Origin of the sequence: Mesorhizobium maamorense (assembly GCF_044998965.1) — a bacterium.
GTDB lineage: Bacteria > Pseudomonadota > Alphaproteobacteria > Rhizobiales > Rhizobiaceae > Mesorhizobium.
Genome location: NZ_CP173356.1, coordinates 2216541 through 2242054 on the forward strand (window position 1 = coordinate 2216541; position 25514 = coordinate 2242054).

28 protein-coding genes and 1 pseudogene are annotated in these 25514 nt (G+C 62.9%); 9 read left to right on the forward strand and 20 right to left on the reverse strand.

Annotated elements, in window-relative coordinates:
• Positions 1–81: 81 nt before the first annotated feature.
• Entirely contained in the window at positions 82–1008 is a 927-nt protein-coding gene (locus ACIU1A_RS11465; protein ID WP_404927323.1) for a LysR family transcriptional regulator, read from the forward strand.
• Positions 1009–1035: 27 nt separating this feature from the next.
• Here ACIU1A_RS11465 and tsf read toward each other — a convergent pair whose 3' ends face one another.
• The 4 genes from tsf to ACIU1A_RS11485 form a co-directional block, all read right to left on the reverse strand.
• Complete coding sequence (gene tsf, locus ACIU1A_RS11470; RefSeq protein ID WP_140498706.1) at positions 1036–1956, reverse strand: translation elongation factor Ts; 921 nt, start codon at positions 1954–1956, stop codon at positions 1036–1038.
• Between the two features lie 107 nt (positions 1957–2063).
• Positions 2064–2846, reverse strand: a complete 783-nt coding sequence (rpsB, locus tag ACIU1A_RS11475) for a 30S ribosomal protein S2 (RefSeq protein WP_404927324.1) — start codon at positions 2844–2846, stop codon at positions 2064–2066.
• Positions 2847–3048: 202 nt separating this feature from the next.
• A complete protein-coding gene (locus ACIU1A_RS11480) occupies positions 3049–3327 on the reverse strand; it encodes a DUF4031 domain-containing protein (RefSeq protein WP_140557707.1) in 279 nt (92 codons plus the stop codon).
• Between the two features lie 166 nt (positions 3328–3493).
• Positions 3494–4321 carry a cell envelope integrity EipB family protein gene (locus ACIU1A_RS11485; RefSeq protein ID WP_140525242.1) on the reverse strand — a complete coding sequence of 276 codons (828 nt, stop codon included), beginning with the start codon at positions 4319–4321 and terminating at the stop codon, positions 3494–3496.
• Positions 4322–4458: 137 nt separating this feature from the next.
• Between ACIU1A_RS11485 and ACIU1A_RS11490 the strand changes: the two genes are divergently transcribed.
• From ACIU1A_RS11490 to ACIU1A_RS11505, 4 genes are all read left to right on the forward strand, one after another.
• On the forward strand, positions 4459–4923 hold the full coding sequence (locus ACIU1A_RS11490) for a RidA family protein (protein WP_404927325.1): 465 nt from the start codon (positions 4459–4461) through the stop codon (positions 4921–4923).
• Between the two features lie 11 nt (positions 4924–4934).
• Positions 4935–5663, forward strand: coding sequence for a glycerophosphodiester phosphodiesterase (locus ACIU1A_RS11495; protein ID WP_404927326.1), 729 nt, complete (start codon positions 4935–4937; stop codon positions 5661–5663).
• 55 nt (positions 5664–5718) lie between these two features.
• A complete protein-coding gene (locus tag ACIU1A_RS11500; RefSeq protein WP_404927327.1) occupies positions 5719–6933 on the forward strand; it encodes a GNAT family N-acetyltransferase in 1215 nt (404 codons plus the stop codon).
• Between the two features lie 158 nt (positions 6934–7091).
• Complete coding sequence (locus ACIU1A_RS11505; protein WP_404927328.1) at positions 7092–7526, forward strand: HIT family protein; 435 nt, start codon at positions 7092–7094, stop codon at positions 7524–7526.
• A 199-nt stretch (positions 7527–7725) separates the two neighbouring features.
• On the opposite strand, the gene ACIU1A_RS11510 is transcribed toward ACIU1A_RS11505, so the two are convergent.
• The gene (locus tag ACIU1A_RS11510; RefSeq protein WP_140498721.1) at positions 7726–8367 is read right to left on the reverse strand and encodes a chloramphenicol phosphotransferase CPT family protein; all 642 of its coding nucleotides are present in this window, start codon (positions 8365–8367) and stop codon (positions 7726–7728) included.
• An 18-nt stretch (positions 8368–8385) separates the two neighbouring features.
• On the opposite strand from ACIU1A_RS11510, the pseudogene ACIU1A_RS11515 reads away from it, so the two are divergent.
• Positions 8386–8766, forward strand: a pseudogene (locus ACIU1A_RS11515) (hypothetical protein); the annotation flags it as partial.
• A gap of 59 nt (positions 8767–8825) precedes the next feature.
• On the opposite strand, the gene clpA reads toward ACIU1A_RS11515, so the two are convergent.
• From clpA to ACIU1A_RS11530, 3 genes are all read right to left on the reverse strand, one after another.
• On the reverse strand, positions 8826–11294 hold the full coding sequence (clpA, locus tag ACIU1A_RS11520; protein WP_140498724.1) for an ATP-dependent Clp protease ATP-binding subunit ClpA: 2469 nt from the start codon (positions 11292–11294) through the stop codon (positions 8826–8828).
• A gap of 6 nt (positions 11295–11300) precedes the next feature.
• Entirely contained in the window at positions 11301–11630 is a 330-nt protein-coding gene (gene clpS / locus ACIU1A_RS11525; RefSeq protein WP_027051901.1) for an ATP-dependent Clp protease adapter ClpS, read from the reverse strand.
• A 270-nt stretch (positions 11631–11900) separates the two neighbouring features.
• Entirely contained in the window at positions 11901–12230 is a 330-nt protein-coding gene (locus ACIU1A_RS11530) for a phasin family protein (protein ID WP_404927329.1), read from the reverse strand.
• Positions 12231–12513: 283 nt separating this feature from the next.
• On the opposite strand from ACIU1A_RS11530, the gene ACIU1A_RS11535 reads away from it, so the two are divergent.
• A complete protein-coding gene (locus ACIU1A_RS11535; protein ID WP_404927330.1) occupies positions 12514–13947 on the forward strand; it encodes a D-alanyl-D-alanine carboxypeptidase in 1434 nt (477 codons plus the stop codon).
• A 47-nt stretch (positions 13948–13994) separates the two neighbouring features.
• Here ACIU1A_RS11535 and ACIU1A_RS11540 read toward each other — a convergent pair whose 3' ends face one another.
• The 3 genes from ACIU1A_RS11540 to ACIU1A_RS11550 form a co-directional block, all read right to left on the reverse strand.
• Positions 13995–14693 carry a DnaJ domain-containing protein gene (locus tag ACIU1A_RS11540; RefSeq protein ID WP_181168628.1) on the reverse strand — a complete coding sequence of 233 codons (699 nt, stop codon included), beginning with the start codon at positions 14691–14693 and terminating at the stop codon, positions 13995–13997.
• A 376-nt stretch (positions 14694–15069) separates the two neighbouring features.
• Entirely contained in the window at positions 15070–15507 is a 438-nt protein-coding gene (locus tag ACIU1A_RS11545; RefSeq protein ID WP_140729167.1) for a DUF1489 family protein, read from the reverse strand.
• Positions 15508–15575: 68 nt separating this feature from the next.
• Complete coding sequence (locus ACIU1A_RS11550; RefSeq protein WP_140515342.1) at positions 15576–16979, reverse strand: L-serine ammonia-lyase; 1404 nt, start codon at positions 16977–16979, stop codon at positions 15576–15578.
• 159 nt (positions 16980–17138) lie between these two features.
• On the opposite strand from ACIU1A_RS11550, the gene ACIU1A_RS11555 reads away from it, so the two are divergent.
• A complete protein-coding gene (locus ACIU1A_RS11555; protein WP_404927331.1) occupies positions 17139–17873 on the forward strand; it encodes a DUF599 domain-containing protein in 735 nt (244 codons plus the stop codon).
• Here the strand turns inward: ACIU1A_RS11555 and ACIU1A_RS11560 are convergent.
• The 6 genes from ACIU1A_RS11560 to ACIU1A_RS11585 form a co-directional block, all read right to left on the reverse strand.
• Positions 17846–18643: a YdcF family protein gene (locus tag ACIU1A_RS11560; protein ID WP_404927332.1), complete on the reverse strand. Its 798-nt coding sequence runs from the start codon at positions 18641–18643 to the stop codon at positions 17846–17848. The genes ACIU1A_RS11555 and ACIU1A_RS11560 overlap by 28 nt on opposite strands.
• 27 nt (positions 18644–18670) lie before the next feature.
• Entirely contained in the window at positions 18671–20236 is a 1566-nt protein-coding gene (locus tag ACIU1A_RS11565; RefSeq protein WP_140525252.1) for an amidase, read from the reverse strand.
• Positions 20236–20694 (reverse strand): GNAT family N-acetyltransferase, encoded by a 459-nt coding sequence (locus ACIU1A_RS11570; protein WP_140633217.1) that lies wholly within the window; start codon positions 20692–20694, stop codon positions 20236–20238. The genes ACIU1A_RS11565 and ACIU1A_RS11570 overlap by 1 nt, the downstream gene beginning before the upstream one ends.
• A 7-nt stretch (positions 20695–20701) precedes the next feature.
• Complete coding sequence (gatC, locus tag ACIU1A_RS11575) at positions 20702–20989, reverse strand: Asp-tRNA(Asn)/Glu-tRNA(Gln) amidotransferase subunit GatC (protein ID WP_140498745.1); 288 nt, start codon at positions 20987–20989, stop codon at positions 20702–20704.
• An 88-nt stretch (positions 20990–21077) separates the two neighbouring features.
• Positions 21078–21494 (reverse strand): hypothetical protein, encoded by a 417-nt coding sequence (locus tag ACIU1A_RS11580; RefSeq protein ID WP_140515339.1) that lies wholly within the window; start codon positions 21492–21494, stop codon positions 21078–21080.
• A gap of 20 nt (positions 21495–21514) precedes the next feature.
• A complete protein-coding gene (locus ACIU1A_RS11585) occupies positions 21515–22210 on the reverse strand; it encodes a metal-dependent hydrolase (protein WP_404927333.1) in 696 nt (231 codons plus the stop codon).
• A 123-nt stretch (positions 22211–22333) separates the two neighbouring features.
• Here ACIU1A_RS11585 and ruvX point away from each other — a divergent pair, with 123 nt between their 5' ends.
• Positions 22334–22840 (forward strand): Holliday junction resolvase RuvX, encoded by a 507-nt coding sequence (gene ruvX, locus ACIU1A_RS11590; protein ID WP_140560937.1) that lies wholly within the window; start codon positions 22334–22336, stop codon positions 22838–22840.
• On the opposite strand, the gene ACIU1A_RS11595 is transcribed toward ruvX, so the two are convergent.
• The 3 genes from ACIU1A_RS11595 to ACIU1A_RS11605 form a co-directional block, all read right to left on the reverse strand.
• Entirely contained in the window at positions 22758–23099 is a 342-nt protein-coding gene (locus ACIU1A_RS11595; protein ID WP_140656324.1) for a DUF6105 family protein, read from the reverse strand. The two genes, ruvX and ACIU1A_RS11595, sit on opposite strands and share 83 nt — an antisense overlap.
• Positions 23099–23647, reverse strand: coding sequence for a hypothetical protein (locus tag ACIU1A_RS11600; RefSeq protein WP_140498756.1), 549 nt, complete (start codon positions 23645–23647; stop codon positions 23099–23101). The genes ACIU1A_RS11595 and ACIU1A_RS11600 overlap by 1 nt, the downstream gene beginning before the upstream one ends.
• Positions 23648–23765: 118 nt before the next feature.
• Complete coding sequence (locus ACIU1A_RS11605) at positions 23766–25394, reverse strand: DNA alkylation response protein (RefSeq protein ID WP_404927334.1); 1629 nt, start codon at positions 25392–25394, stop codon at positions 23766–23768.
• Positions 25395–25514 lie beyond the last annotated feature (120 nt).

The window sequence follows — 25514 nt, forward strand, 5'->3', positions numbered from 1 at the left end:
TGTATCGAGGACAATGTGGATCAACGCGCCGCCATCGATAAGATTGCATTGTTCGCAAAGACTATGGGATATCATTCATGAATGGACCGGGACCTGCTCACCCACCTGCCCGTCATCGTTGCCGTGGCGCGACGCGGCGGCTTCGCGCTTGCCGCGGCCGAGCTCGGCATGAGCCCGTCGGCGGTCAGCCATGCTGTGCGGCTGGTGGAAGAGCGCATCGGCCAGCCGCTGTTTGCGCGCACGACACGTAGCGTCTCGCTGACCGAAGCCGGCAAGGCACTGGTGGAGACAACGGGCCCTGCCCTCCAGGACATCGCGGAGCGGATGGACCGCATCCGCGGCGTCAAGGGGCGGCCCTCCGGCCTGCTCAGGATCAATGCGTCCAACATCGCTATCCCTTTGGCGGTGACGCCCGTGATCGCGGCCATGGCCGAACGCTATCCGGATGTGACGGTCGAGGTCTTCGCCGATCAAGCCCTGGTCGATATTGTCGGGGAAGGTTTTGACGCCGGCATTAGGCTGGGCGAGATGATCGCGCAGGACATGACCGCCATACGGCTGACGCAGCCCTTCAAGGCCGTGCTCGTCGCCTCGCCGGACTATATCGGAAGGCACGGCCGTCCCTGCGACGTGGCCGACCTCGCGAACCATAATTGCATAGGCTACAGGCTTCTCCGCTCCGGCGCGTTCTATCGCTGGGATCTGAACGACAATGGCAAGGAGGTCGGGGTCGAGACGCGTGGCACGGCCGTCGTGACCGATTCGCTGGCGGCGATCGATCTTGCACTTGCAGGGGTCGGGCTCGCCTATGTGTTCGAGCCGCTGGTGCGCGTCGATCTTGCCGCAGGACGCCTCGTCCAGGTCCTGCCAAAGACGGCAATCGAGGAACCCGGCCTTTTCCTTTACTTTCCGCGCCGGGCGTCGATGGCGCCGAAGCTGAGGGCCTTCATCGACACCGCACAAGAAATCGGCCGGGCATCCATGCGGACACCCGGCCGAGTTGCCTGAGCCGTTTAGCCTTACTTGTTCTTCGGGCTATTTCTTGACCGCCGCCGCGACTTCCGCCGCGAAATCGGTCGCTTCCTTCTCGATGCCTTCGCCGAGCGCGAAACGCAGATAGGCCGAGATCTTGGCCGGAGCGCCGATCTCCTTCTCGGCATCCTTCAACGCCTTCTCGACGGTGATGTCGGGATTGAGCACGAAGGCCTGCTTCAGAAGCACGACTTCCTCGTAGAACTTGCGCAGGCGACCCTCGACCATCTTCTCGATGATCGCCTCCGGCTTGCCGGACTGGCGAGCCTGGTCGGCGAAGATCGCCTTCTCGCGCTCGACTGCCGCGGGATCGAGTTCCTCGGTGGTCAGCGCCATCGGGTTGGTGGCGGCGACATGCATGGCGACCTGGCGGGCGAATGCATTGGCCGCGTGCTCGTTGCCCGTGGTCTCGATAGCGACCAGGACGCCCAGCTTACCAAGGCCGTCGGCAACCGCGTTGTGAACATAGGTCGCGACGGCGCCGTGCGGAACGGTGAGCTTGGCCGAACGGCGGAAGCCCATGTTCTCGCCGATGGTACCGACGGCGTCCTTGATGGTGTCGGTGACCGACTTGTCCGAACCCGGGTACTTCGCGGCAGCCACGGCCTCGCTCGTGCCATAGGCCAGCGCCACCTTGGCGACGTTGGCGACGATCTCCTGGAAGGCGGCGTTGCGGGCTACGAAGTCGGTCTCGGAATTGACCTCGACGACCGCGGCCTCGCGCACGCCGGAATCGACGCCGATCAGGCCCTCGGCCGCGGTGCGGCCTGCCTTCTTGTCGGCCTTGGAGATACCCTTCTTGCGCAGCCAGTCGACGGCTTCTTCCATGTTGCCGTTGGTCTCGTTCAACGCCGCCTTGCAGTCCATCATGCCCGCGCCGGTCAAGTCGCGGAGTTCTTTGACCTGTGCAGCCGAAATGCTCATTGTCGCCTCTTTGTTCAAATGCGCCGACGCACCATCAGATCTCGACGGTGCGTCCGTTTAACGCGTCAAAATATTAGAAAGATGAAGGCCGTGACCGGCCCTCGCTATCACGCTTCCGGAGTTTCCGCCGCCGGAGTTTCGCCGAGCACCGGCTCGACCGGAGCTTCCACCGAAGCGCCGATGTCGACACCCAGCGCGCCCTGCTGGCGGGCGATGCCGTCGATGGCAGCCTTCGCGACGAGGTCGCAATAGAGCTGGATGGCGCGCGCGGCGTCGTCATTGCCGGGGATCGGGAAGTCGATCTTGTCCGGATCGCAGTTCGAGTCGATGATGGCGACGACCGGAATGCCAAGGCGCTTGGCCTCGAGGATGGCGATCGCTTCCTTGTTGGTGTCGATCACGAACATCAGGTCGGGCGTCGAGCCCATGTCCTTGATGCCGCCGAGAGCCTTGTCGAGCTTCTCGCGCTCGCGGTCGAGATTGAGACGCTCCTTCTTGGTCAACCCTTGCGCCTCGCCGGCCAGCATCTCATCGAGCTTGCGCAGGCGCTGGATCGAGTTCGAGATCGTCTTCCAGTTGGTCAGCATGCCGCCCAGCCAACGCGAATTGACATAGTATTGGGCCGAACGCTGCGCGGCATCGGCGACGATGTCGGACGCCTGGCGCTTGGTGCCGACGAACAGCACGCGGCCGCCCTTGGCGACGGTGTCGGAAACCTGCTTCAGCGCCTGGTGCAGCAACGGCACCGTTTGGCTGAGGTCGATGATGTGGATGTTGTTGCGGGCGCCGTAGATATAGGGCGCCATCTTCGGGTTCCAGCGGTGGGTCTGGTGGCCGAAGTGAATGCCAGCTTCCAAAAGCTGGCGCATGCTGAAATCAGGCAGAGCCATTCTCATTTTCCTTTCCGGTTAGCCTCCACGGACACAGGCATTTTCGGACGAAGTCCTCGATGCCACCGGAGGTTTCAGCCGGATTTCTCCCGGGCAGACACCAAAGTCCGTGTGTGGAATGAGCGCGCATATAGAGGGGAAGTGCTCCAAACGCAAGCGCAACGACGCATTGCGGCGCGCCTGCGGCGATCCGCGCGTGCCCTCAACGCTTTATCTTACCCTTTGGCACCCTCACCCGCCGGAAGATCGCGACGATCTCTTCACGATTGCACTCGATGGCACCGAGCCGCACCGCGCGGTCGCGCTCGAAACCGGTTATGTCATAATGCGGCGCCGATGTCTTCGGCGGCCCCTGGTAGGATGAGCGCTTGATGCCGAGTTGCGCGGCGAAACGATGCAGTTCATCGGTGTCGTCGGCCATCAGATGGCACCAGCGATGGCCAACCCATTTCCAGATCGCCGCGTCGACATAGACCGCCATGAGGCTCGCCGCATTCCTTCTTCCGCCGACCGGTACCGGCGACGAGCGATGATAGAACGGATTCGCACAGAAGATGAAGCGGCCGGCGGCCTCGAGAATATGAGAAGCCGCCGCGACGCTTTCAAGCCGTGGACCGCGACGGCGCTGCGTCGAGGCAAATCGGAGCTTATTTCGTCGGGCAGGCCTTCGTCTGGTCGAACAGCGACAGATTGACCAGCTTGCCGGTCATGGAGAAATCGCCATAGTCCATGGTTAGATCGCGGGTGATGCCGTTCTCGTGCAGCTTGAAGCTGATCCGGTATTCCGGCGTTTCTTCTCCGTTCTTGGCACTGTCGTCGAAATAGGCGATGTCGACCGGCCAGTATTTGTCGGTGGCAAGCTTGGCCAGCGCCGGTGCTTCCGGATCGGCCTTGTCGGCATCGGTCCTCTTGCCGACGACGACGGTGGTGGACATCACCTTGTTGGCGTCCTCGGAGCCGTCGAACAGATTGGTTTGATAGAAGTTTTCACCCTTCTCGGCCTTGTCTATCAATTCGACCAGATGCTGGGTCGGAAACTGGGTGGCGGCAAGTTCCAGGCTGTTCTTCTCGGGCTTGTCGATATCGACCTTCAGCCCTTTCGTTTCCTTTGTGGCGACGCCCTTGACCTCCTTGTCGAGGTTCTGGTCGACGAAGGATTTGGTCACGAACGAGAAGGTCTTGCCTTCGGCGTCTTCGAACGTCGTCGTCTGCTGGTCGGTAAGCTTGGTGTTGTCGCTGGTGGCGATCTGGGTGACAAAGCGGAATTTCACCGTATAGCCTTCGCAGGCCGAGCCGTTGAATTCATAGACCATGCGACCGGTAATGCCGGTGATGCCGGAGCGGTCGTCCGCCTTCTTGAGGGTAAGGTCGTAGACGGCGCGATGCGCCTGCAGCGCCGGCACGGCGAAAGCGGGACCTATCGAAAAGACCGCCGGCAACAGGACGGCATGGAATGCAAGGCGCGTTGCGCGCATGAGAGGCTCCGATCATCGCGGCTGATGGCAGGCCGCAGGGAAAGATGGTCCAGCTTAAAAAAGTCGTGGCGGAAGCGAGGCAAAAATAGCAATTTCGGCCCGGCCGGCGCGGCACCTTCCAGCAATAGGGAAAAGCAATGAGTGAAACAATCGAAAAGCGGCTAAGCGACCTCGGGGTCACCATTCCCGCGGCCGCGGCGCCTGCCGCCAACTACGTGCCGCATTGCAGGACCGGAAACCTGCTTTTCACCGCCGGACAGTTGCCGCTCAAGGACGGCAAGCTGCAGGCGAGCGGCCTGCTTGGCCGCGACGTCGACACAGCAACCGGCAAGGAAGCGGCAAAATACTGCGCGATCAACATTCTGGCGCAGGCCAAGGCGGCACTTGGCGATCTTGAGAAGATACGCCGGCTGGTCAAGATCACCGTCTTCGTCGCCTCGGCGCCGGATTTCGTCGAGCAGCATCTGGTCGCAAACGGCGCCTCCGATTTCCTGGTGGCGGCGCTCGGCGAGCGCGGCAAGCATGCCCGTTCCGCCGTCGGCACGGCTTCGCTGCCGCTTAATGCCGCGGTGGAAATCGAAGCGATCTTCGAAGTCGAGTGAGCGAGCCTGACATGACCGACCTTTCCTGGCTGATTGCCCGGCCTGTCGCCCATCGCGGCTTTCACGACATGAACAAGACACGCTGGGAAAACACCCTCTCCGCCTTTGCCGCCGCGGCCGAACGCGGCTATGCCATCGAATGCGACGTGCACCTGTCGTCGGACGGAGTTCCCGTCATTATGCATGATGGCGACTTGCAGCGGCTGACTGGGCACGACGGTTTCGTCTGGCAGCGCACGGCGGCCGAACTGGCAGCGCTCAAGGTCGGCGGCACGTCTGATCATGTGCCGACGCTGCGCGAGGCGCTCGATCTGATCGACGGGCGGGTGCCGCTGGTGGTCGAACTAAAAGGCGTGGCTGGATACGACAATGGCCTGGTGGCGAGCGTCGGTAGGCTGCTCAAGCGCTACAAGGGCAAGGTGGCGATCATGTCGTTCGACCACTGGCTGATCCGCGATTTCGCCAGGGATGCGCCGGGCATCCCGGCTGGATTGACCGCCTATGGCAAGGACGACAGGCTGATCGAAGCGCATTTCGCCATGCTGGCGCATCAGATCGCCTTCACCTCCTACGCAGCGGGCGACCTGCCGAATCCATTCGTCAGCTTTGTCCGTGAACGGCTCAAAATGCCGGTCATCACCTGGACGGTGCATGACCAGCCGGCGGTCGACCTTACATTCAAATATGCGGACCAGATGACGTTCGAAGGGTTCGAGCCCGATCTGGTCAAGGTCGCTTGATATGGGTGCCTAGAACGTGACTTGTAGCGGTCCGGATGGAGCTTAAATAAGCCTCATGGATCAGGGCGACGACGGCGACGGGCAAACGGTTGATGCGGAGTATGCGATCCGCATTGCGGCGGGCGTTGGCGCCTTCACCTGCGAAGAGTGGGACGGTTTCGCCGGGACCACGCGCAGTGATGCCGAAGACGGTTATAACCCCCTCGTTTCATATGCTTTCCTGAGCGCACTCGAGGATTCCGGCTGCGCCGTGCGGCGCACTGGCTGGCAAGGTCATCATCTCAGGCTGGAGAATGGTCAAGGCACGCTGCTCGGCGCGGTCCCTTGCTATCTCAAGTCACACAGCCAGGGCGAATATGTGTTCGATCACGGCTGGTCGGATGCCTTCGAGCGCGCCGGCGGCCGTTATTATCCCAAGCTGCAATGCTCGGTACCGTTCACGCCGGTCACCGGCCCTCGCCTGCTGGTGAGCAGGGGCCAGCATTCCGGCACCGTCAAGGCCGGGCTCGCCGCGGGATTGAAGGCAGTGGCGGAAAAGCTCGGCGTCTCTTCCGCGCATGTCACCTTCGCGCAGGAGAGCGACGTGGACGTGCTGGAGGCGGCGGGCTTCCTGCATCGCACCGACCAGCAGTTCCACTTCGTCAACGAGGGCTTCTCGACCTATGACGATTTCCTCGCCACGCTCGCCTCCCGCAAGCGCAAGGCCATGAAGAAGGAGCGCCGCGAGGCGCTTGCCGACGGCATCTCCATCGACTGGCTTACCGGCAAGGACCTTACAGAACGGGCCTGGGACGATTTCTTCGCCTTCTACATGGACACCGGCAGCCGCAAATGGGGCCGGCCCTATCTGAACCGCGAATTCTTCTCGCTGATCGGCGAGCGGATGCCCGATGACATCCTGCTGGTGATGGCCAGGCGCAACGGCCGCTACATTGCCGGCGCTATCAACTTCATCGGCTCGGATGCGCTCTACGGCCGCAACTGGGGCTGCATCGAGGATCATCCCTTCCTGCATTTCGAGGTCTGCTATCACCAGGCCATCGACTTCGCCATCGAGCGCAAGCTCAAGGTGGTCGAAGCGGGCGCACAGGGCGAACACAAGCTGGCGCGCGGCTACCGGCCGGTGACCATGCATTCCGCGCATTACATCGCCCATCCCGGCCTGCGCAACGCCGTCGCCGACTATCTCAGGCGCGAACGGCGCGAGGTGGAACGCATGAGCGAATATCTCGAAGAACACACGCCATTCCGCAAGGATCTGGAGGAGTAGGCCATCCCGCGGGGCAGGAGCATATGTCAGGTTCGGCATCCCTTGGGTTGGCAGTGCACGCCTGTCGAGATCGGCTTCATCGATCTCGCCTGATCGTCTTGCCGCCCACGAGAGGCTTCGCTACACCAATCAGCGAGGCACAATCCGGAGCGTTCGCCATGGCCGAAACCGCTTATGACACCGACAACATCTTTGCCAAGATCCTGCGCGGTGAAATTCCCTCGCATCGCGTCTACGAGGACGAAGCGGTCGTTGCCTTCATGGATGTGATGCCGCAGGGGCCGGGCCATACGCTGGTGGTGCCGAAGGCGCCGTCGCGTAATCTGCTCGACGCCGATCCGGCAACGTTCGGCCCGCTTTTCACGGTCGTGCAGAAGGTGGCGGTCGCCGTCCGCAAGACATTCAAGGCCGATGGCGTCACCGTGATGCAGTTCAACGAGCCGGCCTCCGGGCAGACCGTCTATCACCTTCACGTCCACGTCATTCCGCGCTTCGAAGGCATCGCGCTGAAGCCGCATACGGGCCAGATGGAGAAACCCGAGGTGCTGGCCGAGAATGCCGGCCGGATAAAGGCGGCCATGCCACTATCCTGACGCCTGGCTTTCAGTGGTTCCCAGCAGCTGCGGCCGTCTGGGAAGGTTATGCGGTTGCGCATCGAAAATCATGGATCCGAGCCGCCAGGACATCAGCGTGATCGCCGTTCCGCCGAGCACATCAATCAGATTATGCCCACCGTAGATGAGGAGCGGGCCGCGCGGCTGAGATTCATTCTCATCGCCGCTGAGCGCGCGATCAGGACAGCTTGTTTGCGGAGAACGCCAAAAGCCTCTCAAACGCCGTCGGAGGCTCTACATTTTGCCTGAGCCGCCCGCGGATCGCATCCGCACATTGTGCCGGCGTCAGAAGCGATGTGTCCACTTCCAGATCATACACGCCAGGCCGGTGTACCTCCTCCTGCCACAGACGCACCGCCAACGGTACAGGGTCGTCAGGCGATCCCGTCACATATCCCCTCCCCGCCGGACTGTCGGCGCGCCTCTGCATGATGATTTCGATCGGGCAGCGGACACCGACAAACAGAACCGGCAGGCCTGCGAGGCGCCGGGCGCAATCGACAAGGCAATCAAGGGGTCGCGAATAGCTGTCGTGATGACCGAGATCGGCCACGACATTCAACCCCACTCGGCTGTGGGCGGCGATCGATTCGTAGAGCGCGGCGTAGAACCTCGGCACGAGACCCTCGATATCCGGGCGCTCGCCGCCGGGCCGCAAACCTATCCCCGGGCGACAGCGCAGCGGCGTGACCTGCTCATAGGTGTCGACCCCCAGGTTCATCCATGGGCCCTCGAAGCTCTCCTGAACGGCCTGGACGATGCTCGATTTCCCCGATCGCGGTGCGCCGTTGAGGATGATGATCTGGCCTGGTTCAGACATAAAATTCCCCATCTCATGGAGGCACTTGACCGGAACGGCATCCAACGCGCCGCCATGGTCTGGTCCCGCGGAGCGAACTCCTTCACCAACGAGGCCATGGTCTCCGAGATCGGCGATGCGTACAGTCTGGGCGCTACTTTCGGAAACGACTTTTCGCGCATGCTCGTTACCGGCAAGGCGCCGTCGGGATTGCATATCTCGATACCGTCGGGTCAACGCATAAAATCGTTCCTCGGCGGTAGGCCGAAATACGCGGCCTGCGAGGCCTTCGGCCGGGCACCCGGCCTGTCCGGCATGGTCGGCGCCAAGGTGGGAGCACCACCGTCCTGGACGGACAAATCAGCCAAAATCCGCCCGACGCCGCTTGCTGTCCAGGGGCCGCCGGCAACGCTTCAGTGATCGTCCCTTTGTGCCAACAAAAAAGCCCCGTTTCCGGGGCTTTTTCGAGGGAGTGACTATCAGCTCTTGCGCGGCAGTTGCGGCACCAGGCTGCGCTTGCCGCCGTCCTTGCCCTTGGGCTCGGGCTTCTGCGCGACGGCCTTCTTGGCCGCCGGCTTCTTGGCCACTGCCTTGCGCTGCTTGGGGGCGTCTTCCGGTTCTTCCTTCTTGGGCTTCACCGGTGCCTCGTCTGCCAGCGATTCGAGCTTCAGGCCGGTCTCGCCGGTTTCCTTCTTCTCGACGCTGACGCGCACCGTGCCGCCCTTCTTGAGCTTGCCGAACAGCACTTCGTCTGCCAGCGGCTTCTTGATGTGCTCCTGGATGACGCGGCCGAGCGGACGCGCACCCATGCGCTCGTCATAGCCCTTGTCGGCGAGCCAGGCGATCGCATCCGGCGACAGGTCGAAGGTGACGCCACGCTCGGAGAGCTGGGCCTCTAGCTGCATGACGAACTTCTGCACCACCTGATGGATAACCGGCACCGGCAGCGAGCCGAACGGGATGATCGCATCGAGACGGTTGCGGAACTCCGGCGTGAACAGCCTGTTGATCGCCTCGACATCGTCGCCTTCGCGCTTGGTCGAACCGAAGCCGATCGCCGCGCGCTGCGCATCCGACGCGCCCGCATTGGTGGTCATGATTAGGATCACATTGCGGAAGTCGATTTGCTTGCCGTTGTGGTCGGTCAGCTTGCCATGGTCCATCACCTGCAACAGGATGTTGAACAGGTCCGGATGCGCCTTCTCGACCTCGTCCAGCAGCAGCACGCAATGCGGATGCTGGTCGACGCCGTCGGTCAAAAGGCCGCCCTGATCGAAGCCGACATAGCCGGGAGGCGCGCCGATCAACCGAGAGACCGTGTGGCGTTCCATATATTCCGACATGTCGAAACGGATCAGCTCGACCCCGAGCGAAGCGGCCAATTGCTTGGCGACTTCGGTCTTGCCGACGCCGGTCGGACCCGAGAACAGATAGGAGCCGATCGGCTTCTCCGGTTCCCGCAGGCCGGCACGCGCCAGCTTGATCGCCGAGGTCAGCGCGGTGATCGCGGTGTCCTGGCCGTAGACGACGCGCTTCAGCTCGATATCGAGCCCCTGCAGCACCTTCTCGTCATCGGCCGAAACAGTCTTCGGCGGGATGCGCGCCATGGTGGCGATCGTCGCTTCGATCTCCTTGATGCCGATGGTCTTCTTGCGCTTGGCCTCCGGCACCAGCATCTGCGAGGCGCCGGTCTCGTCGATCACGTCGATCGCCTTATCCGGCAGCTTGCGGTCGTTGATGTAGCGCGCCGACAGCTCAACCGAAGCCTTGATGGCTTCCGTCGTGTAGCGGACCTTGTGGAACTCCTCGAAATAGGGCTTCAGGCCCTTCATGATCTCGATGGCGTCCTCGATGGTCGGCTCGTTGACGTCGATCTTCTGGAAGCGACGTACGAGCGCGCGGTCCTTCTCAAAGAACTGGCGGAACTCCTTGTAGGTTGTCGAACCGATGCAGCGGATCGCACCCGAAGACAGTGCCGGCTTCAACAGGTTCGACGCATCCATGGCGCCGCCGGACGTCGCGCCGGCGCCAATGACGGTGTGGATCTCGTCGATGAACAGCACAGCGCCCGGATAATCCTCGAGCTCCTTGACGACCTGCTTCAGCCGCTCCTCGAAATCGCCGCGATAGCGCGTGCCGGCCAAAAGCGTGCCCATGTCGAGCGCGAAGATGGTGGCGTTGTGCAAGACTTCCGGAACATCACCCTCGACGATGCGCTTGGCGAGGCCTTCGGCGATCGCCGTCTTGCCGACGCCGGGATCGCCGACATAAAGCGGATTGTTCTTGGAACGGCGGCACAGCACCTGGATGGTGCGGTTGATCTCGGACTCGCGCCCGATCAGCGGATCGATCTTGCCGGCCTTGGCCTTGTTGTTGAGATTGACGCAATAAGCGGTCAGCGCGTCCTGCTGCTGCTTCTTCTTGCCGCCTTCCTCTTGCGGCTCGGCGCCGTTCGCGCCACCCTGCTCGTCATCGGCGCCGCGCGGCGAACGCGTCTCCGACGCGCCCGGACGTTTGGCGATGCCGTGCGAGATGTAGTTGACCGCGTCGTAACGGGTCATCTGCTGTTCCTGCAGGAAATAGGCGGCATGGCTCTCGCGCTCGGCGAAGATGGCGACGAGCACGTTGGCGCCGGAGACCTCTTCGCGGCCGGACGACTGCACATGGATCACCGCACGCTGAATGACGCGCTGGAAGCCGGCGGTCGGCTTGGAATCCTCGTCATAGCCGGTAACCAGATTGTCGAGCTCGGTGTCGATATAGGTGAGAACAGTGTGCTTCAACTCGTCGAGGTCGACATTGCAGGCGCGCATGACGGCGGCCGCCTCGGTGTCGTCGATCAGGGCGAGCAGCAGATGTTCAAGGGTTGCATATTCATGGTGCCGCTCGTTGGCGAGCGTCAGCGCTTGGTGAAGCGCCTTTTCCAGGCCTTGGGAGAAAGCCGGCATGTTACCTCACTTCTTCTCCATCACGCATTGCAGCGGATGCTGATTCTGTCGGGCGAAATCCATGACCTGGGACACTTTGGTCTCGGCCACCTCGAATGTATAGACCCCGCACTCGCCCACTCCATGATTGTGAACATGAAGCATGATGCGTGTGGCGGCTTCGCGGTCCTTCTGGAAAAAACGTTCCAGCACGTGAACCACGAACTCCATCGGTGTGTAGTCGTCGTTCAGGATGAGGACCCGATAGAGGCTGGGTTTCTTGGTCTTGGTCTTTGTGCGCGTGATGACCGCCGTGCCGCGGCCGGCCTCATTGCCGTCGCCGCTGCCGTTCTGCATCCGTGCCTTGGTGGCAGTCAAACCGATCGTCACGTAATCCTGCCTCTTTCGAATCCTCATGCGAGTTCGACATGTAGGTGTTCGATGGACGATTTTAAGCCCTTCTGGTTAGCTGACAATATGGCTAGGTGCCCAACTTGGCCGATTTTCGCAATCGTGAAGGGGTGCCAGGCCCCTGAACGGAAATTGACATGAAAAAACCCGGCCACGCTGGCGCGGCCGGGCTCTGTCTTGGCCCAATGGGCCCAGATCTCGTACTGCCGAACGGAATTACTTCGCCTTGGCAACGATCGATTCGAACGGCTTGTAGCCTTCCTTGGCGAGTTCGGCATAGAGGTCGCCGATCTTGGTGGCCTCGGCGACGAACGCCTCATAGGACTGCTTGGCATAGTCGGACTGGACCTCGATCGCCTTGTCGAGCGACTTGGCCGAGACAATCTTCTCGAAAGCGGCGCTGCCGGCTTCGAAGCTCTTCTTGGTGTATTCGCCGGCCTCGGCCGCAATTGCCTGCGCGCCCTTGGACAAAGAGGCGAAGCTCTTCAAGCCGGTGTCGGCGAACTCTTTGCCGTATTTGCTGAAGTCCTCATAGGTCTGCGTCATTTCAATTCTCCCTGGACGGTTGATGCGCCCTGCCCCGAGCGCCTTGTGCAATGCACTCGAATATATTGTGCGGCGCACAAAAGTCAAGAAATCGCCAGCTTCCGTCCCAGCCGGTGTGGGCAATGGCTAAAATTCGAATAAACAGAGGCTCAAACCACCAGAAAATGGTGAACGCGGCGGTTACCATAAACGGATTGGTAACGCTGCCCCGATAGCTTGCCCGGAAGTGAGGCAGGATCCCTTTGCCGCCTCCAGCGCAACAAGAAATTCAAAGGAACTATCAGTGCGTCAGGCGTTGTCGGGCATCGTTTCCAAATCCGCGTCCCCTTTCAAAACGGTCATGATCATCGCCGTGGCGATGACCATCGTCGTTGCAGGTGCGGCCTCGTCGCTCGCCGCGAAGTCCGCAGCCATCGTGGTCGACGCCAAGACCGGCAAGGTGCTCTACTCCTCGGATGCCAACGCCCGGCGATACCCCGCCTCGCTCACCAAGATGATGACGCTTTATTTGACTTTCGAGGCTCTGGCCAAGGGCAAGATCAGCCGGAACTCGCCGGTCGTCTTCTCGGCTCATGCCGCGGCAGAGCCGCCGACGAAGCTCGGTGTGAAGCCGGGCGGTTCGGTCGCGGTCGAGATCGCCATCCTGTCGATGGTGACCAAATCGGCCAATGATTCGGCGACCGCGCTCGGCGAAATGCTCGGCGGCAACGAGACCAATTTCGCCCGCATGATGACTGCCAAGGCGCGGCAGCTCGGTATGAACGGCACCGTCTTCCGCAACGCCAACGGCCTGCCCGATCCCGGCCAGTTCACCACTGCGCGCGACATGGCAACGCTCGGCATCGCGCTGCGCGAACATTTCCCGCAATATTACGGCTATTTCTCGCAGCGCTCCTTTCTCTATGGCCGCCAGCGCATCAACGGCCACAACCGCCTGCTTGGACGCATCAAGGGCGTCGACGGCATCAAGACCGGTTACACCCGCGCTTCGGGCTTCAACCTGGTTTCATCGGTTTCGGACGGCAACCGTCGCATTGTCGGCGTGGTCATGGGCGGCACCTCGGGCAGCAGCCGCGACAATCAGATGGCGGCCCTGATCAACACCTATCTGCCGCGGGCATCGACCCGAGGCGGCGGCGATCTGGTCGCCAAGGCCGATAGCGGCAACCCGGTGACGGCATTGGCCAAGGTGCTGTTGCCCAAGCACGACGCACCGACTCCGGACGAGAAGCCGGTGGCGGTGGCCAGCGCCGATGACGCGGACGAGGCCGTTGCCGACGACGCGACGGTAGCCCAGGGCGACAGCGAGGACGCCGACGATAACGCAGCCGAAGAAACCAAAGTGGTTGTTCCGGCAAAGAAGGTGAAGACGGTTATCGTCTCCGCCCCCAAGGTCGCCACGGCACAGGTGGTGTCCGCTTATGCCGAGCCCGCGCCGGCCGTCGACCCGGTCAATACCGCGTCGGTGCCGTCGGGTTGGGCCATTCAGGTCGCCTCGTCGCCGAAACAGTCCGAAGCCCAGGCCTTCCTCGACAAGACCACCAAGCAGGCGCCCAAGGTGCTGGCAGATGCCTCCGGCTTCACCGTCGCCTTCGACAAGGACGGCGTCACGTACTACCGCGCCCGCTTCGGCGGCTTCGGTTCCAAGACCGCGGCCTGGAAGGCCTGCACCGCCCTCAAGAAGAAGAAAATCGAGTGCTACGCCGTCCAGCAGTAGGGACGGCGTGGAAGATATCTCCCGGAAAATTTCTGCGTCGAAGGAGACTAGTTGTGATTGGAGAGCAAGACGTCCTTGGCTTCGTTGATCCGCGCCGCCAGGAAAGACGTGCCGCCGATATCGGGGTGCAGGCGTTGCATCAGGCGGCGGTGCGCCTTGCGGACATCCGCCGCGGCGGCCCCCGCTTCAAGACCAAGGACCTTGTAGGCCTCCTCCTTAGTCATGGCGCCCGGACCTGGCGCAATACCCAGCCCTTCGCCACTGTGCGCCTCAGCGTTTTTGCGCCAGACGGGAAATCTGCCGTCAAGATACGTCTCTAGCAGTTGCCGGCTCTCCGGGTCACCGGAGAGTTCGCGAAACAGCTGCAGCAATTCGGCTTTGCCCATCGCACCAAGCATCTTGCCTTCATGGCGGCCTGCCAGGACAAGGCCTTCAAGGCCTCCTGTATCGTGATCGAGGTCCATTTCCAGCGCCGCCGTGCGTACGGTCGAGCGTCTCCGCGCCGGCATCACGGCTCGCCGGTTCAGCCGCATCGAGCCGTACCAGGCGATCGCTGCGAGCAGGATGATGCCGCCGAGACCGCCGCGCCCGACCAGCAGCACGGCGCCGCCGACCAATGCCAGCAAAACCGGCCCAACCTTCCTCATGTCGCCTGCCAGCCTGCTCGGGTCGGCCCGCACGAAAGCCGTTGCCAGGCCCATCAGCACCAGCAGCAATGCGACGACAGCGATGATCGCGCCTATCATATTCCACTGCCCCGTGAATGCCCGGCGATCGGCCGGTTTTCCAAACTATTCCTGAACACGAGCATGCCGCCACCGGGTGTTATTTCTGCGCCGTAAATCATGACCTTGCGCGACACATGGTCCGCATCCCACCACGCCGCGGCGCGATGTGGTCGGCGCGAATGCGTCAGATATCGAAACCGGATGGTTCCTATCGCTCATGATTTTCAAGATGTGGCGTTGTCGCGACGCTTGCAAGTCCAACGGACAGCAACATTGAGGGCCAGCAACCGCAGTCCGCCCATGCGGGCCGGCCATGCCGCCAGATTGCCCCGGAGCAAGCCAACTGGCGGCTCGGAGAAAGCCAATGGGCGGCTCGGAACAAGCCGATTGTGACTTAGAGCAGGCCGAGATCGGCGAGCTCGCGCCGGAGTTTCGGCGGCATTTCGACCTGCCCCGGCTTGCCCTTGCCGAGATCGGCAGGTGCATCCGATGGCTTTAGATAGCGCCAGCCCTGAAAGGCGCGGCGCGGCTGCCAGGCGGTGCGCACCACTTGCGGATCCAGCATCAGATGGCAGCGGCCGATGCCCTCGTCATCGGTGAATGGCCGGATCTCGGTGATCAACTGCCGGCATTGCACACTTCCCTTGATCACCCAGTAGAGCGAGCCGCCGTCGGTAACCTCATCGGCGCGCGTCGGCACCATGCGGGTGGTGTGCCAATGCTCGGCCGGTTCGCCGGCACGGCGCCGTTCGTCGAGGCGGAACGCGATCCATTCTTCGAGATCCTCGACGCTGTCGCAGCCGACGCAGAGCTTTAGGAGGTTGAGAGCCATTGCCCAAGATTTAATCCGTCGCACGGATGCGTCAACGGCCTGAGCAAGTTCTCCACAGTGCCAGCGGCTCAACACTCCACCACATTGACCGCCAGCCCGCCGAGGCTGGTCTCCTTGTACTTCTCGTTCATGTCAAGGCCGGTCTGGCGCATGGTTTCGATCGCGGCGTCCAGCGGCACGAAATGGGTGCCGTCGCCCTTGATGGCAAGCGAGGCGGCCGTCACCGCCTTGACCGCGCCCAGCGCATTGCGCTCGATGCAGGGCACCTGCACCAGCCCGCCGACCGGATCGCAGGTCATGCCCAGATGGTGCTCCAGCGCGATCTCGGCGGCGTTCTCGACCTGTTCGGGCGTGCCGCCCATGACGGCGCACAGGCCGGCCGCCGCCATGGCCGAAGCCGAGCCCACCTCGCCCTGACAGCCGACTTCGGCGCCGGAGATGGACGCATTGGACTTGATGATGCCGCCGACGGCGGCTGCCGTGAGCAGGAAATCGCGAATGCTGGGCTGGTCGGCCTCGGGATGGAAATGCAGCCAGTAGCGCAGTACTGCAGGCAGCGTGCCGGCCGCGCCGTTGGTCGGCGCGGTGACGACGCGCCCGCCGGCCGCATTCTCCTCGTTGACGGCCATGGCATAGATCGACAGCCAGTCATTGGCGAGCAGCGGATTGGGCCGGTTCTGCTGCCACTGCTCCTGCAGCTTGTCGTGCAATTGCCTGGCCCGACGGCGCACCTTCAGCCCGCCCGGCATGATGCCGTCCTGCGACAGGCCGCGCTCGATGCAACTCTTCATGGCACCCCAGATGGCGTCGAGGCCGGCGTCGAGCTCATCGCGCGACATTTGTGTTTCCTCGTTGACCCGCTTCATCTCGGCAATGGAAAGGCCGCTCTTGCCAGCCATCTTCAGCATCTCGAGGGCGTTCTTGAAGGGATAAGGGACTTTTTTGCCTTCGGTCGTCACCGAACCCTTGGCTTTCATGCGCTGCAGCTCTTCTTCCGAAACCACGAAGCCGCCGCCGATCGAATAATAGATGCGCTTGAGCAGCAGGCGGTCGCCAGCGTCATAGGCATAAAACGCCATGCCGTTGGCGTGGCCGGTGAGCGGCGTCTTGCGGTCGAGCACCAGATCGCCGGCCGGATCGAAACGGTAGGAGGGGTGGCCGGGCGGTGAAATCAGCTTGTCGGCGGTGATGCGAGCGACAATGCCGTCCGCCTGGTCAGGGTCGACCGTCTGCGGCGTCTGCCCGGCAAGGCCGAGAATGACGGCACGGTCACTGCCATGGCCGATGCCGGTATAGGCGAGCGAACCATGCAGGCTGGCGCCGATGCGGGCGACCTTGGCGCCGGCCGGACGCGGCCAGTCGTCTCCGGCGATCTCGTCGAGGAAGCGGCGGGCGGCCGTCATCGGTCCCATCGTGTGCGAACTCGATGGTCCGATGCCGATCTTGAACAGGTCGAAAACCGAAAGGAACACGCGCCAAAATCTCCCGAAGCCGCTCTATAACTACATATAGGAACTCCTGCGATGTTTCCGCTGTTTTGAACGGCGCGGCGCAGCGCCTGCCGACCTTGTTTGCTCCGGCAGCGACATGTCCGTCGCGGCCGGCGGACGATCGAAGCAATCGCACTGGATGTGATAGGTTCCGCCAATGGGCGATTCCTCGATCTTTCGACAGCCGATCTCGCGGCGTTGGCGTTCTTCCTCATTGCGTGGGTTCTGCATACGCTCGCCTCGGACGGCGTGCTGGTCAGCCGCATGTCCCTGACAACGGCGATGAATACGCAGCGTCAAGCCTGGATGCACCGGATGGCCGAGCGTGAGATCCGCATCGTCGACACAGCCATCATGGGTGGCCTGCAGCAAGGCACCGCCTTCTTCGCCTCCAGTTCCCTGATCGCGCTTGGCGGCTGCTTTGCCTTGCTCGGTGCCTCCGACCGCGTCCTCGAGGTGTTGAGCACCCTGCCTCTGGGCGGCGCCTCGTCGCGCCCGGCTTTTCAGATCAAGGTGCTGGGACTGGTGCTGATCCTGGCGTTTTCGTTCTTCAAGTTCGGCTGGGCCTACCGTCTGTTCAACTATTGCTCGATCCTGATCGGTGCTGTGCCGATCCCGCATGGCGAAGCCTCGCGCAACCCGGTCACCGAAACGGCGGTGTGGAGGGCAGCCCAGATGAACATGCTGGCAGGCAAGCATTTCAATTCCGGCCTGCGCGGCGTGTTCTTTTCGATCGGCTATCTCGGCTGGTTCGTCGATCCGGTGGTGTTTGTGCTGTCGACGCTTCTGCTCCTGGCCGTTCTGGTGCGGCGCCAGTTCTTCTCGGCGGCGCGCCGCGCCGTGATCGGTCAGCCGCCAGGTGCGGGAAAAGGCTGATCGATACGGCCGGACAGCCAATAGGCGAACAGCCCTATCCATTCGCGGATCGCCATTGTGGCCGCCTGCAGCGCATCGGCAGGATTGTCGCGGAACAGGCCGATGCCTTCGTCTCCCGACGTTCGATAGTCGACCGGCCACGGGACGGTCGCGAAGCCGACCTTGTCGAACAGCGCCTTGGCGCGCGGCATATGGTAGGCCGAGGTGACCAGCAGCCAGGTTTCGCCCGGTTTCGGCGCTATCAAGGCCTTGGTGAAGACGGCATTTTCATAGGTGTTGCGCGATTTGCCCTCGAGAATCAGGCGCTCCGGCGCCACGCCGAGCGCTCCAAGCAGGCGCGGCGCGGTCGCGGCATCGCCCTCGCCGTCGAGGAACAATTCGCCATTGCCGCCGGAGGCGACCACCTTGGCGTTGGGGAAGCGCCGCGCCAGCACGGCCGTCTCGACCATCCGGTCGCCGCCGCTGTTCAGCTCATAACCGCCGCGCACCAGATTGATGCCGCCCTCGAAGCCGCCGCCGAGCACAACGATGCCATCGACTTTTTGCGGCAGCGGCGGGCGCGGAAAGCGTTCCTCCAGCGGGTTGAGCAGCAATACGCCGAGTGAGGTCCAGGCCGAAAGCGCCAGAACCAAAAACGCCAGCACGCCGCCGGTGGCTGCCAGCCGCCGGCGGCCGAAAAATGCCGCGACCAGCCCCGCCAGCAGCAGGAAGATCGTCAGGTTGAGCGGCTGGATAAAGAACCAGAAGATTTTCGAAAGATAAAAGAACATCCCTCACCCCTTAGATGAGAAACGATCCTACCACCACTTCTCCGGCTGGAACGTTCCGGCCGCCTGCTCGATGACGGCAGCGGTCTGGAACAGCGTCTCTTCCTCGAACGGCCTGCCGATCAGTTGCAGGCCGAGCGGCAAGCCCTTGGGGTCTAGGCCGGCGGGCACCGCAATGCCCGGCAGGCCCGCCATGTTCACGGTGACGGTGAAGATGTCGTTCAGGTACATCTTCACCGGATCGGAAGCCATGTCCTCGTCTGCAATGCCGAAGGCGGCAGATGGCGTCGCCGGTGTCAGGATGACATCAACGCCGGCGGCAAAGACGTTCTCGAAGTCCCGCTTGATCAGATTGCGCACCTTCTGCGCCTGCAGATAGTAGGCGTCGTAATAGCCCGCGGACAGCACATAGGTGCCGATCATGATCCGGCGCTTGACCTCGCGACCAAAGCCGGCGGCGCGGGTCTTCTCATACATCTCGACGATGTCCTTGCCCGGGACGCGAAGGCCGTAGCGGACGCCGTCATAGCGCGCAAGGTTGGACGAGGCTTCGGCGGGCGCCACGATGTAATAGGCCGGTAGCGCGTATTTGGTGTGCGGCAAGGAGATGTCGACGATCTCGGCGCCGGCATCCCTGAGCCAGGCAATGCCCTTCTGCCAAAGGGCCTCGATCTCCTCCGGCATGCCGTCGACGCGGTATTCCCGGGGAATGCCGACCTTCATACCCTTGATCGGCTTGCCGATCGCCGCCTCATAATCCGGCACAGGCCGGTCCACCGAGGTCGTGTCCTTCGGATCGACGGAGGCCATCGATCTGAGCAGGATCGCGGCATCGCGCACGTCGCGCGCGATCGGCCCGGCCTGGTCGAGCGACGACGCGAAGGCGACGATACCCCAGCGCGAGCAGCGGCCATAGGTCGGCTTGATGCCGACCGTGCCGGTGAACGCGGCCGGCTGGCGGATCGAGCCGCCAGTGTCGGTGGCCGTGGCGCCCGCGCACAGGAAAGCCGAGACGGCGGAGGCCGAGCCGCCCGACGAGCCACCCGGCACCAGCTGCGCATTGTCCAGGGTGCGCGCGGTCCTGGTGCCGCCGGCCGAAACGAAGCCGCCATCGCCCTGATGCGTGGTCGGCATCACCATCGTATCGACGCGCGAACGCCGCCACGGGTTGACCACCGGCCCGTAATAGGACGTCTCGTTGGACGAGCCCATGGCGAACTCGTCCATGTTGAGCTTGCCCAGCATGACCGCCCCGTCGGCCCACAGATTGGAGGTGACGGTCGATTCGTAATGCGGCTTGAAACCGTCGAGCACATGGCTGCACGCTTGGGTGTGCACGCCCTCGGTGCCGAACAGGTCCTTAATGCCGAGCGGAATGCCTTCCAGCGCACCGCCCTCGCCTTTGACCAGCCTGGCGTCGGAGGCCTTGGCCATGTCGCGCGCCTTGTCCCCGGTTACCACGACATAGGCGTTGAGCGCCGGATTGGCGCGCTCGATCGCAGCGAGATAGGCGTCGGCGATCTCGGTCGCGGTGATTTCCTTGGCGCGCAGCTTGGCGCGGGCCTGCGAAATCGTCAGTCGGGTCAGGTCGCTCATCAGGCAAGGCTCTTTTCGTAAAACACCGACCACTCGGAATCGGGATAATCCAGCACCGGACCGCAACGCGAGAAGCCGGAACGTTCATAGACAGCCCAGGCGGCAGGATGGCGATCGCCCGTCTCCAGCACCAGACGCTTCAATCCTTCCTCGCGCGCCAGCGCTTCGACACGCTCCACGATCCTGGCGCCGATTTTCTGGCCGCGATGCGTGGGCCGCGTGTACATGCGCTTGACCTCGCCGACGGCGCCGTCATGGCGCTTCAGCGCCCCGCAACCGATTGCAAAACCGTCGTCGCGGGCGACGAAGACCGTGGTGTCCGGGCCGGCCATCTGCTCGACGGTCAGGTGATAGCAGTGTTCCGGCGGCGTCAGTTCGAGCAGCGTCTCGTTGAGCTCCGCGACCAAGCCGCGCACATCATCCTGCAGCGGCGTCTCGATGGCGATTTCGATGGCCATCGGCCTGTTACTCCACGACCTTCGGCACGAGGAAGAAGTTCTCTTCCGTGGCAGGCGCGTTGGCGACGATGTCGGCAGCCTTGTTGCCGTCGGTGACGACGTCCTGGCGCTTCTTCATCCCCATCGGAGTTACCGAAGTCATCGGCTCGACCCCGGAAACATCGACCTCGTTCAGCTGTTCGACGAAGCCCAGTATGGCATTCAGCTCGCCGGTCATGCGTTCGGCATCTTCCTCGCTCACCGCAATGCGGGCGAGACGCGCGACGCGCTTCACTGTCTTGACGTCAACGGACATGTTTGTGCCTCGGGAAAACCAGCCCCGGCCTATAGCGGCGCCGCGCGCCGCGCGCAACATGTGCATGCCCACAATCGGGCAAATGGCCTCACGGCGGGGCCATGCCCTCGCACAGATAGTAGCTGCCGCTGTTGCCGCTCGCCTCGCTCTCGTCTTCGATGGGCCGGACGGAGACGAGATCGATCTGAGTCGGGCTCATCTGCGTCACCGAGAGCACGTCGGGAAAAACGTAGCCCGGCTCCTGGCAAATGGCCGTCACCGCCCAGCTCGGCGAGCGTGTCGCCTTGCTGATCTGCAAGAACTCGCAATTGTATTCGACCCCTTGCAGGCCATGGGCCGACAGCACGATGTTGCCGGCATCGATCAGCGTCTGCAGGGTGTCTTTCCTGGCCTGTGCGCAGAGCTCCTCGGACTTGAGGTATACCCCTTCAATGAAATCGTCCGCGGCAAGCGCCGGCGACGCCGCAAACAGCATCGAAACGCAAAGAGAGTTCCTCAAGCCCATGGTTTAATTCCGTTTTCAATTTATAGTGTGATCGCCTCGCCGATCCCAGGCACGACGACATTCACGCCCGAACCCTCCATTCCGGCGACGAATTTGTCGGGCGTCTGGTCGAGCAGGCCGAAAGTCGCATAGTGGCATGGCACGGCGACATCGAACTTGAAATAGCGGCGGCAGGCGAGAGCCGCGACAGCACCTCCCATGGTAAAGCGGTCGCCGACCGGCACCAGGCCGATCTTCGGCTCATGCAGCTCGTTGACCAGCGCCATGTCCGAGAAGATGTCGGTATCGCCCATGTGATAGAGCGTCTTGTCGTCCTGGAAATGCAGGACCAGCCCGCAGGGATTGCCCATATAGATGCCGTCCCCATAGGACGAGGAATGCAATGCCTGGACAAAAGTCGTCGTGAACGGGCCGCAGTCCACCGTGCCACCGGTGTTGCCCTGGTTGATATTGTTCTGGTCGACGCCCTGGCCGCCGAGATAGCCGCAGACCTCGGGATTGGCGACCAGCATCGCTCCGGTCTTCTTCAGGATCTCCAGCGCATCGCCGACATGGTCTCCGTGACCATGCGTCAAAAGCACGTGGGTGACACCTTCGGCCGGGCCTTCCCAACTTTTCTTCCAAAGCGGATTGCCGCTCAGGAACGGGTCCATCAGGATGCTTGCGCCCGCCACCTCGATCTTGAAGGCGGATTGTCCGTACCAAGTGAGTTTCATCAGCGAGTTCCTCGATTTTTGTTCCGTCGGAGGATAGAACGGCGTCAGCTCAAGAGCAAAGTGTTACGGCGTCCTCGCGTGTTCAAAACGCCGCGACGGCGCTGTCGGGTCAAAGGAAAACCGTTGGCTATCATTACCATCGAGGAATTGCCGGCACGGCTGGCCGGCGGCAGGACGCTTGCCGGGCTCGATCTCGGCGACAAGACCATCGGCGTCGCCGTTTCGGACCGTGGCTTTTCCTTCGCGCATCCGCGCCCGGTCATCATCCGACGGAAATTCTCGCTCGACGCGGCCGTGCTGCTGGATCTGCTGCAAAAGGAGAATGCCGGCGCGGTGGTGATTGGACTGCCGGTCAACATGGACGGCTCGGAAGGTCCGCGCGCGCAGAAATCGCGCGCCTTCGTACGCAACATGGCCGCCTTGAGCGACCTTCCCTTCCTGCCATGGGACGAGAGGCTGTCGACGGTAGCCGCCGAACGGACGCTGATCGAGATGGATTTTTCGCGCGCCAAGCGCGCCGGCAAGATCGATTCGGCCGCAGCCGCCTTTATTCTGCAGGGAGTTTTGGACCGGCTTCGCTCGCTCGGTGCAGCCGCTCGAACTGCACCGGAACCGCCGCCCGCCCCCTGATCCAGCCGATGATTTCACGACGGCGGCGAAACGCCCAGATCGCCAGCAGCAGCAGGCCGTCGAATATGCAGGCTCTTCCCACCATGCCGGGAATGATTGTCGGGTCGATGCCGAGCATCTGGCCGTAGAGTTGGAAGACGAAATCATGCAACTGCCGGCTCAGCATGACGTAGCCGAAATTCATGTCGTTGAGCGACAGGTAGAACCAGCCCCAGAAAAGCGCCATCGGAGCCGCCCACAATGCGAAGATGTAACGCATCAGCGGCCTTCCTTCCGGGTCGGCTGGGGTCGGCCCGATATCAGCGAAAGCAGCGAATTGTGGGCTGCGGCCCTGGCCATGCTGTGCGCCGTGGCGTGGATTTCAACCTCATCCGATGTGGCCAGGGTGCGGCGCTCGGCAAGCATGGCGACATAGGAGGCCAGAAGTGCGGCCAATTGCACGGCGACGACCAGGAACAGCCCGTTGATGCCTTGCGCCGCGCCTCCGACCAGGATCAGCGACAGCACGCCGGAAGCGCTAATGAAGGCGATGCGGGCAACGCTGTCGGCGCCCGGATTGCTGGCATTGTTGATCAGCGCCTCGACAAAAGCCCAGAAGAACAGCACCGCCACGACAAGCAGGGCCGTTGCCAGAGGCGCAACCACGACGACATTTTCGAGATCGACGAAGCGGGCGCTCTCGATCGTCACGCCCAGCACCCCAAGCGCCCCGGCCACGCCGCGGTTTCCATCGATGCAGATGATCGCCAGCAGGGCGAAAACGATCGTCCAGTGCAAGGCGAGAAAAGAGGTCAATACCTGTCGCATCGTGATTCCTGCTTCGACAGGAATGACAGTGGGCTTTGCCGCCAGCCCTCGCAACGGAAACCATTTGTTAAGGTTAACGGCGCGGGGGAATGACCAAGGCGTGGTCCATGGCTGCTGCTCAGGTGGTTGGCGGATAGAGCGTGTCGATGATCATGCGCGCATCATGGCGCGAATCGAGCATGCCGTAGGTGTTGCGCCACTGGCCCGCCAGCCGCGTCTCGACGAAGGCATCGGCGATCCGCCCTGCCCCCAACCGGCGCAATTCCGCCGCCGCCGCCGACAGCGCCAGTTGCTCCGTCAGCAGGCGGGCCGAGCCTTCGTCGGTCGCGGCGACTTGCATCGCCGCCTTCAGCACACCGATGGTGCCGCGTCCGCCCGCGCCCAGGTCGCGATCGATGCCGGCAAGCACCTCCTCGAATAGGCCCGGCGCGCGGCCAAGCACGCGCAGCACATCCAGCGCCATGACATTGCCCGATCCTTCCCAGATAGCGTTGACCGGAGCTTCGCGATAGTAGCGAGCGAGCGGCGCCTCCTCGACATAGCCGTTGCCGCCGAGGCATTCCATCGCCTCGTAGAGCAGCGGCGGCGCAATTTTGCAGACCCAATATTTGACGACCGGCGTTATGGCACGGGCAAAGGCCGCCTCGCCGCGATCGCTCGCCGCCTCGTCGAAGGAACGCGCCAGACGGAACGACAGCGCCGTGGCAGCGGCGACGTCGAGCGCCATGTCGGCCAGCACGCGCTGCATCAGCGGCTGCTCGATCAGGTTGGTGCCGAACACCTGGCGATGGCGGGCGTGATGAACGGCTTCGGCCAGACCCGCCCGCATGATCGCCGAAGACGCCACGGCGCAGTCGAGCCGGGTCAAGGTCACCATGTCCATGATCGTCTTCACGCCGGCGCCCGGCTCGCCGACCATCTCACCGATCGCGTTGACGAACTCCACCTCGGAAGACGCATTCGACCGGTTGCCGAGCTTGTCCTTCAGGCGCTGGAAACGGAAGCCGTTGCCCGAGCCGTCGCCAAGGACGCGCGGCACGAGGAAGCACGACAATCCCTCCGGCGCCTGCGCCAGTACCAGGAATGCATCCGACATCGGCGCCGACATGAACCATTTATGGCCGGTCAGGCGATAGAAGCCGCTGCCGACGCGCTCGGCCTTCGTTACATTGGCGCGCACGTCCGTGCCGCCCTGTTTCTCTGTCATGCCCATGCCAAGCGTAAGCCCGGTCTTCTCGACCGGCGGCTTTTGGCTCTGATCGTATTTGCGCGTCATCACGCGCGGCGCCCACTCGCGGAACAGTTTCGGGCTCGCCATCAGCGCTGCCAGCGAAGCGCTGGTCATGGTAATGGGACACAGATGTCCGGTCTCGAGTTCGGCCGTCAGGTAGAACCGGGCCGCGCGCACCTGATGGCGGCGGCCGATCTCGGCATCGCCGTTCTCCCAGACCGAGGAGTGCAGCCCGTTGGCTACGGAACGGCGCATCAAAGCGTGATAGGCGGGGTGAAACTCGACCAGATCGATGCGCCGGCCCTGGCGATCATACGTCCTGAGCCTCGGCGTTTCGACATTGGCGAGGCGGGCCAGTTCCTGGGCCTCCTGCGTCAGCACGAAGCGGCCGAGCCCGTCGAGATCCTTGCGCACCGGATCGGAAAAGCGCTCGGCAAGCTGGATCAGCAACGGATCGCCCCGCCAGGCGTTGCCGCCTGTCAGCGGCGGCGGCTGGTTCGTCACGTCGTCGGTCACGCTTCATCCTTACTGCCAGGCGGCTACGAATCCGGAGCCATCGGCTAGATATAGCCCAAGGCGCGCGACGAAAATACCGGGGAGAACAGCCGCAATCGAAAGCTGGCGCTTGCAGCCATG

Bases quoted from the DNA above. Each gene is read 5' to 3' on its own strand.
- tsf (WP_140498706.1), bottom strand. From the start codon at position 1,956: ATGAGCATTTCGGCTGCACAGGTCAAAGAACTCCGCGACTTGACCGGC.
- ACIU1A_RS11595 (WP_140656324.1), bottom strand. From the start codon at position 23,099: ATGCGTTACATCTTCGCATTGTGGGCGGCTCCGATGGCGCTTTTCTGG.
- ACIU1A_RS11580 (WP_140515339.1), bottom strand. From the start codon at position 21,494: ATGGGCTTGAGGAACTCTCTTTGCGTTTCGATGCTGTTTGCGGCGTCG.
- ACIU1A_RS11570 (WP_140633217.1), bottom strand. From the start codon at position 20,694: ATGGCCATCGAAATCGCCATCGAGACGCCGCTGCAGGATGATGTGCGC.
- ACIU1A_RS11490 (WP_404927325.1), top strand. From the start codon at position 4,459: ATGAGTGAAACAATCGAAAAGCGGCTAAGCGACCTCGGGGTCACCATT.
- ACIU1A_RS11545 (WP_140729167.1), bottom strand. From the start codon at position 15,507: ATGGCTCTCAACCTCCTAAAGCTCTGCGTCGGCTGCGACAGCGTCGAG.
- ACIU1A_RS11505 (WP_404927328.1), top strand. From the start codon at position 7,092: ATGGCCGAAACCGCTTATGACACCGACAACATCTTTGCCAAGATCCTG.
- ACIU1A_RS11500 (WP_404927327.1), top strand. From the start codon at position 5,719: ATGGATCAGGGCGACGACGGCGACGGGCAAACGGTTGATGCGGAGTAT.
- ACIU1A_RS11530 (WP_404927329.1), bottom strand. From the start codon at position 12,230: ATGACGCAGACCTATGAGGACTTCAGCAAATACGGCAAAGAGTTCGCC.
- ACIU1A_RS11585 (WP_404927333.1), bottom strand. From the start codon at position 22,210: ATGAAACTCACTTGGTACGGACAATCCGCCTTCAAGATCGAGGTGGCG.
- ACIU1A_RS11560 (WP_404927332.1), bottom strand. From the start codon at position 18,643: ATGTTCTTTTATCTTTCGAAAATCTTCTGGTTCTTTATCCAGCCGCTC.
- ACIU1A_RS11600 (WP_140498756.1), bottom strand. From the start codon at position 23,647: ATGCGACAGGTATTGACCTCTTTTCTCGCCTTGCACTGGACGATCGTT.
- ACIU1A_RS11510 (WP_140498721.1), bottom strand. From the start codon at position 8,367: ATGTCTGAACCAGGCCAGATCATCATCCTCAACGGCGCACCGCGATCG.
- clpS (WP_027051901.1), bottom strand. From the start codon at position 11,630: ATGCAGAACGGCAGCGGCGACGGCAATGAGGCCGGCCGCGGCACGGCG.
- ACIU1A_RS11540 (WP_181168628.1), bottom strand. From the start codon at position 14,693: ATGATAGGCGCGATCATCGCTGTCGTCGCATTGCTGCTGGTGCTGATG.
- rpsB (WP_404927324.1), bottom strand. From the start codon at position 2,846: ATGGCTCTGCCTGATTTCAGCATGCGCCAGCTTTTGGAAGCTGGCATT.
- clpA (WP_140498724.1), bottom strand. From the start codon at position 11,294: ATGCCGGCTTTCTCCCAAGGCCTGGAAAAGGCGCTTCACCAAGCGCTG.
- ACIU1A_RS11495 (WP_404927326.1), top strand. From the start codon at position 4,935: ATGACCGACCTTTCCTGGCTGATTGCCCGGCCTGTCGCCCATCGCGGC.
- ACIU1A_RS11480 (WP_140557707.1), bottom strand. From the start codon at position 3,327: ATGGCGGTCTATGTCGACGCGGCGATCTGGAAATGGGTTGGCCATCGC.
- ACIU1A_RS11565 (WP_140525252.1), bottom strand. From the start codon at position 20,236: ATGAGCGACCTGACCCGACTGACGATTTCGCAGGCCCGCGCCAAGCTG.
- ACIU1A_RS11485 (WP_140525242.1), bottom strand. From the start codon at position 4,321: ATGCGCGCAACGCGCCTTGCATTCCATGCCGTCCTGTTGCCGGCGGTC.
- ACIU1A_RS11465 (WP_404927323.1), top strand. From the start codon at position 82: ATGGACCGGGACCTGCTCACCCACCTGCCCGTCATCGTTGCCGTGGCG.
- gatC (WP_140498745.1), bottom strand. From the start codon at position 20,989: ATGTCCGTTGACGTCAAGACAGTGAAGCGCGTCGCGCGTCTCGCCCGC.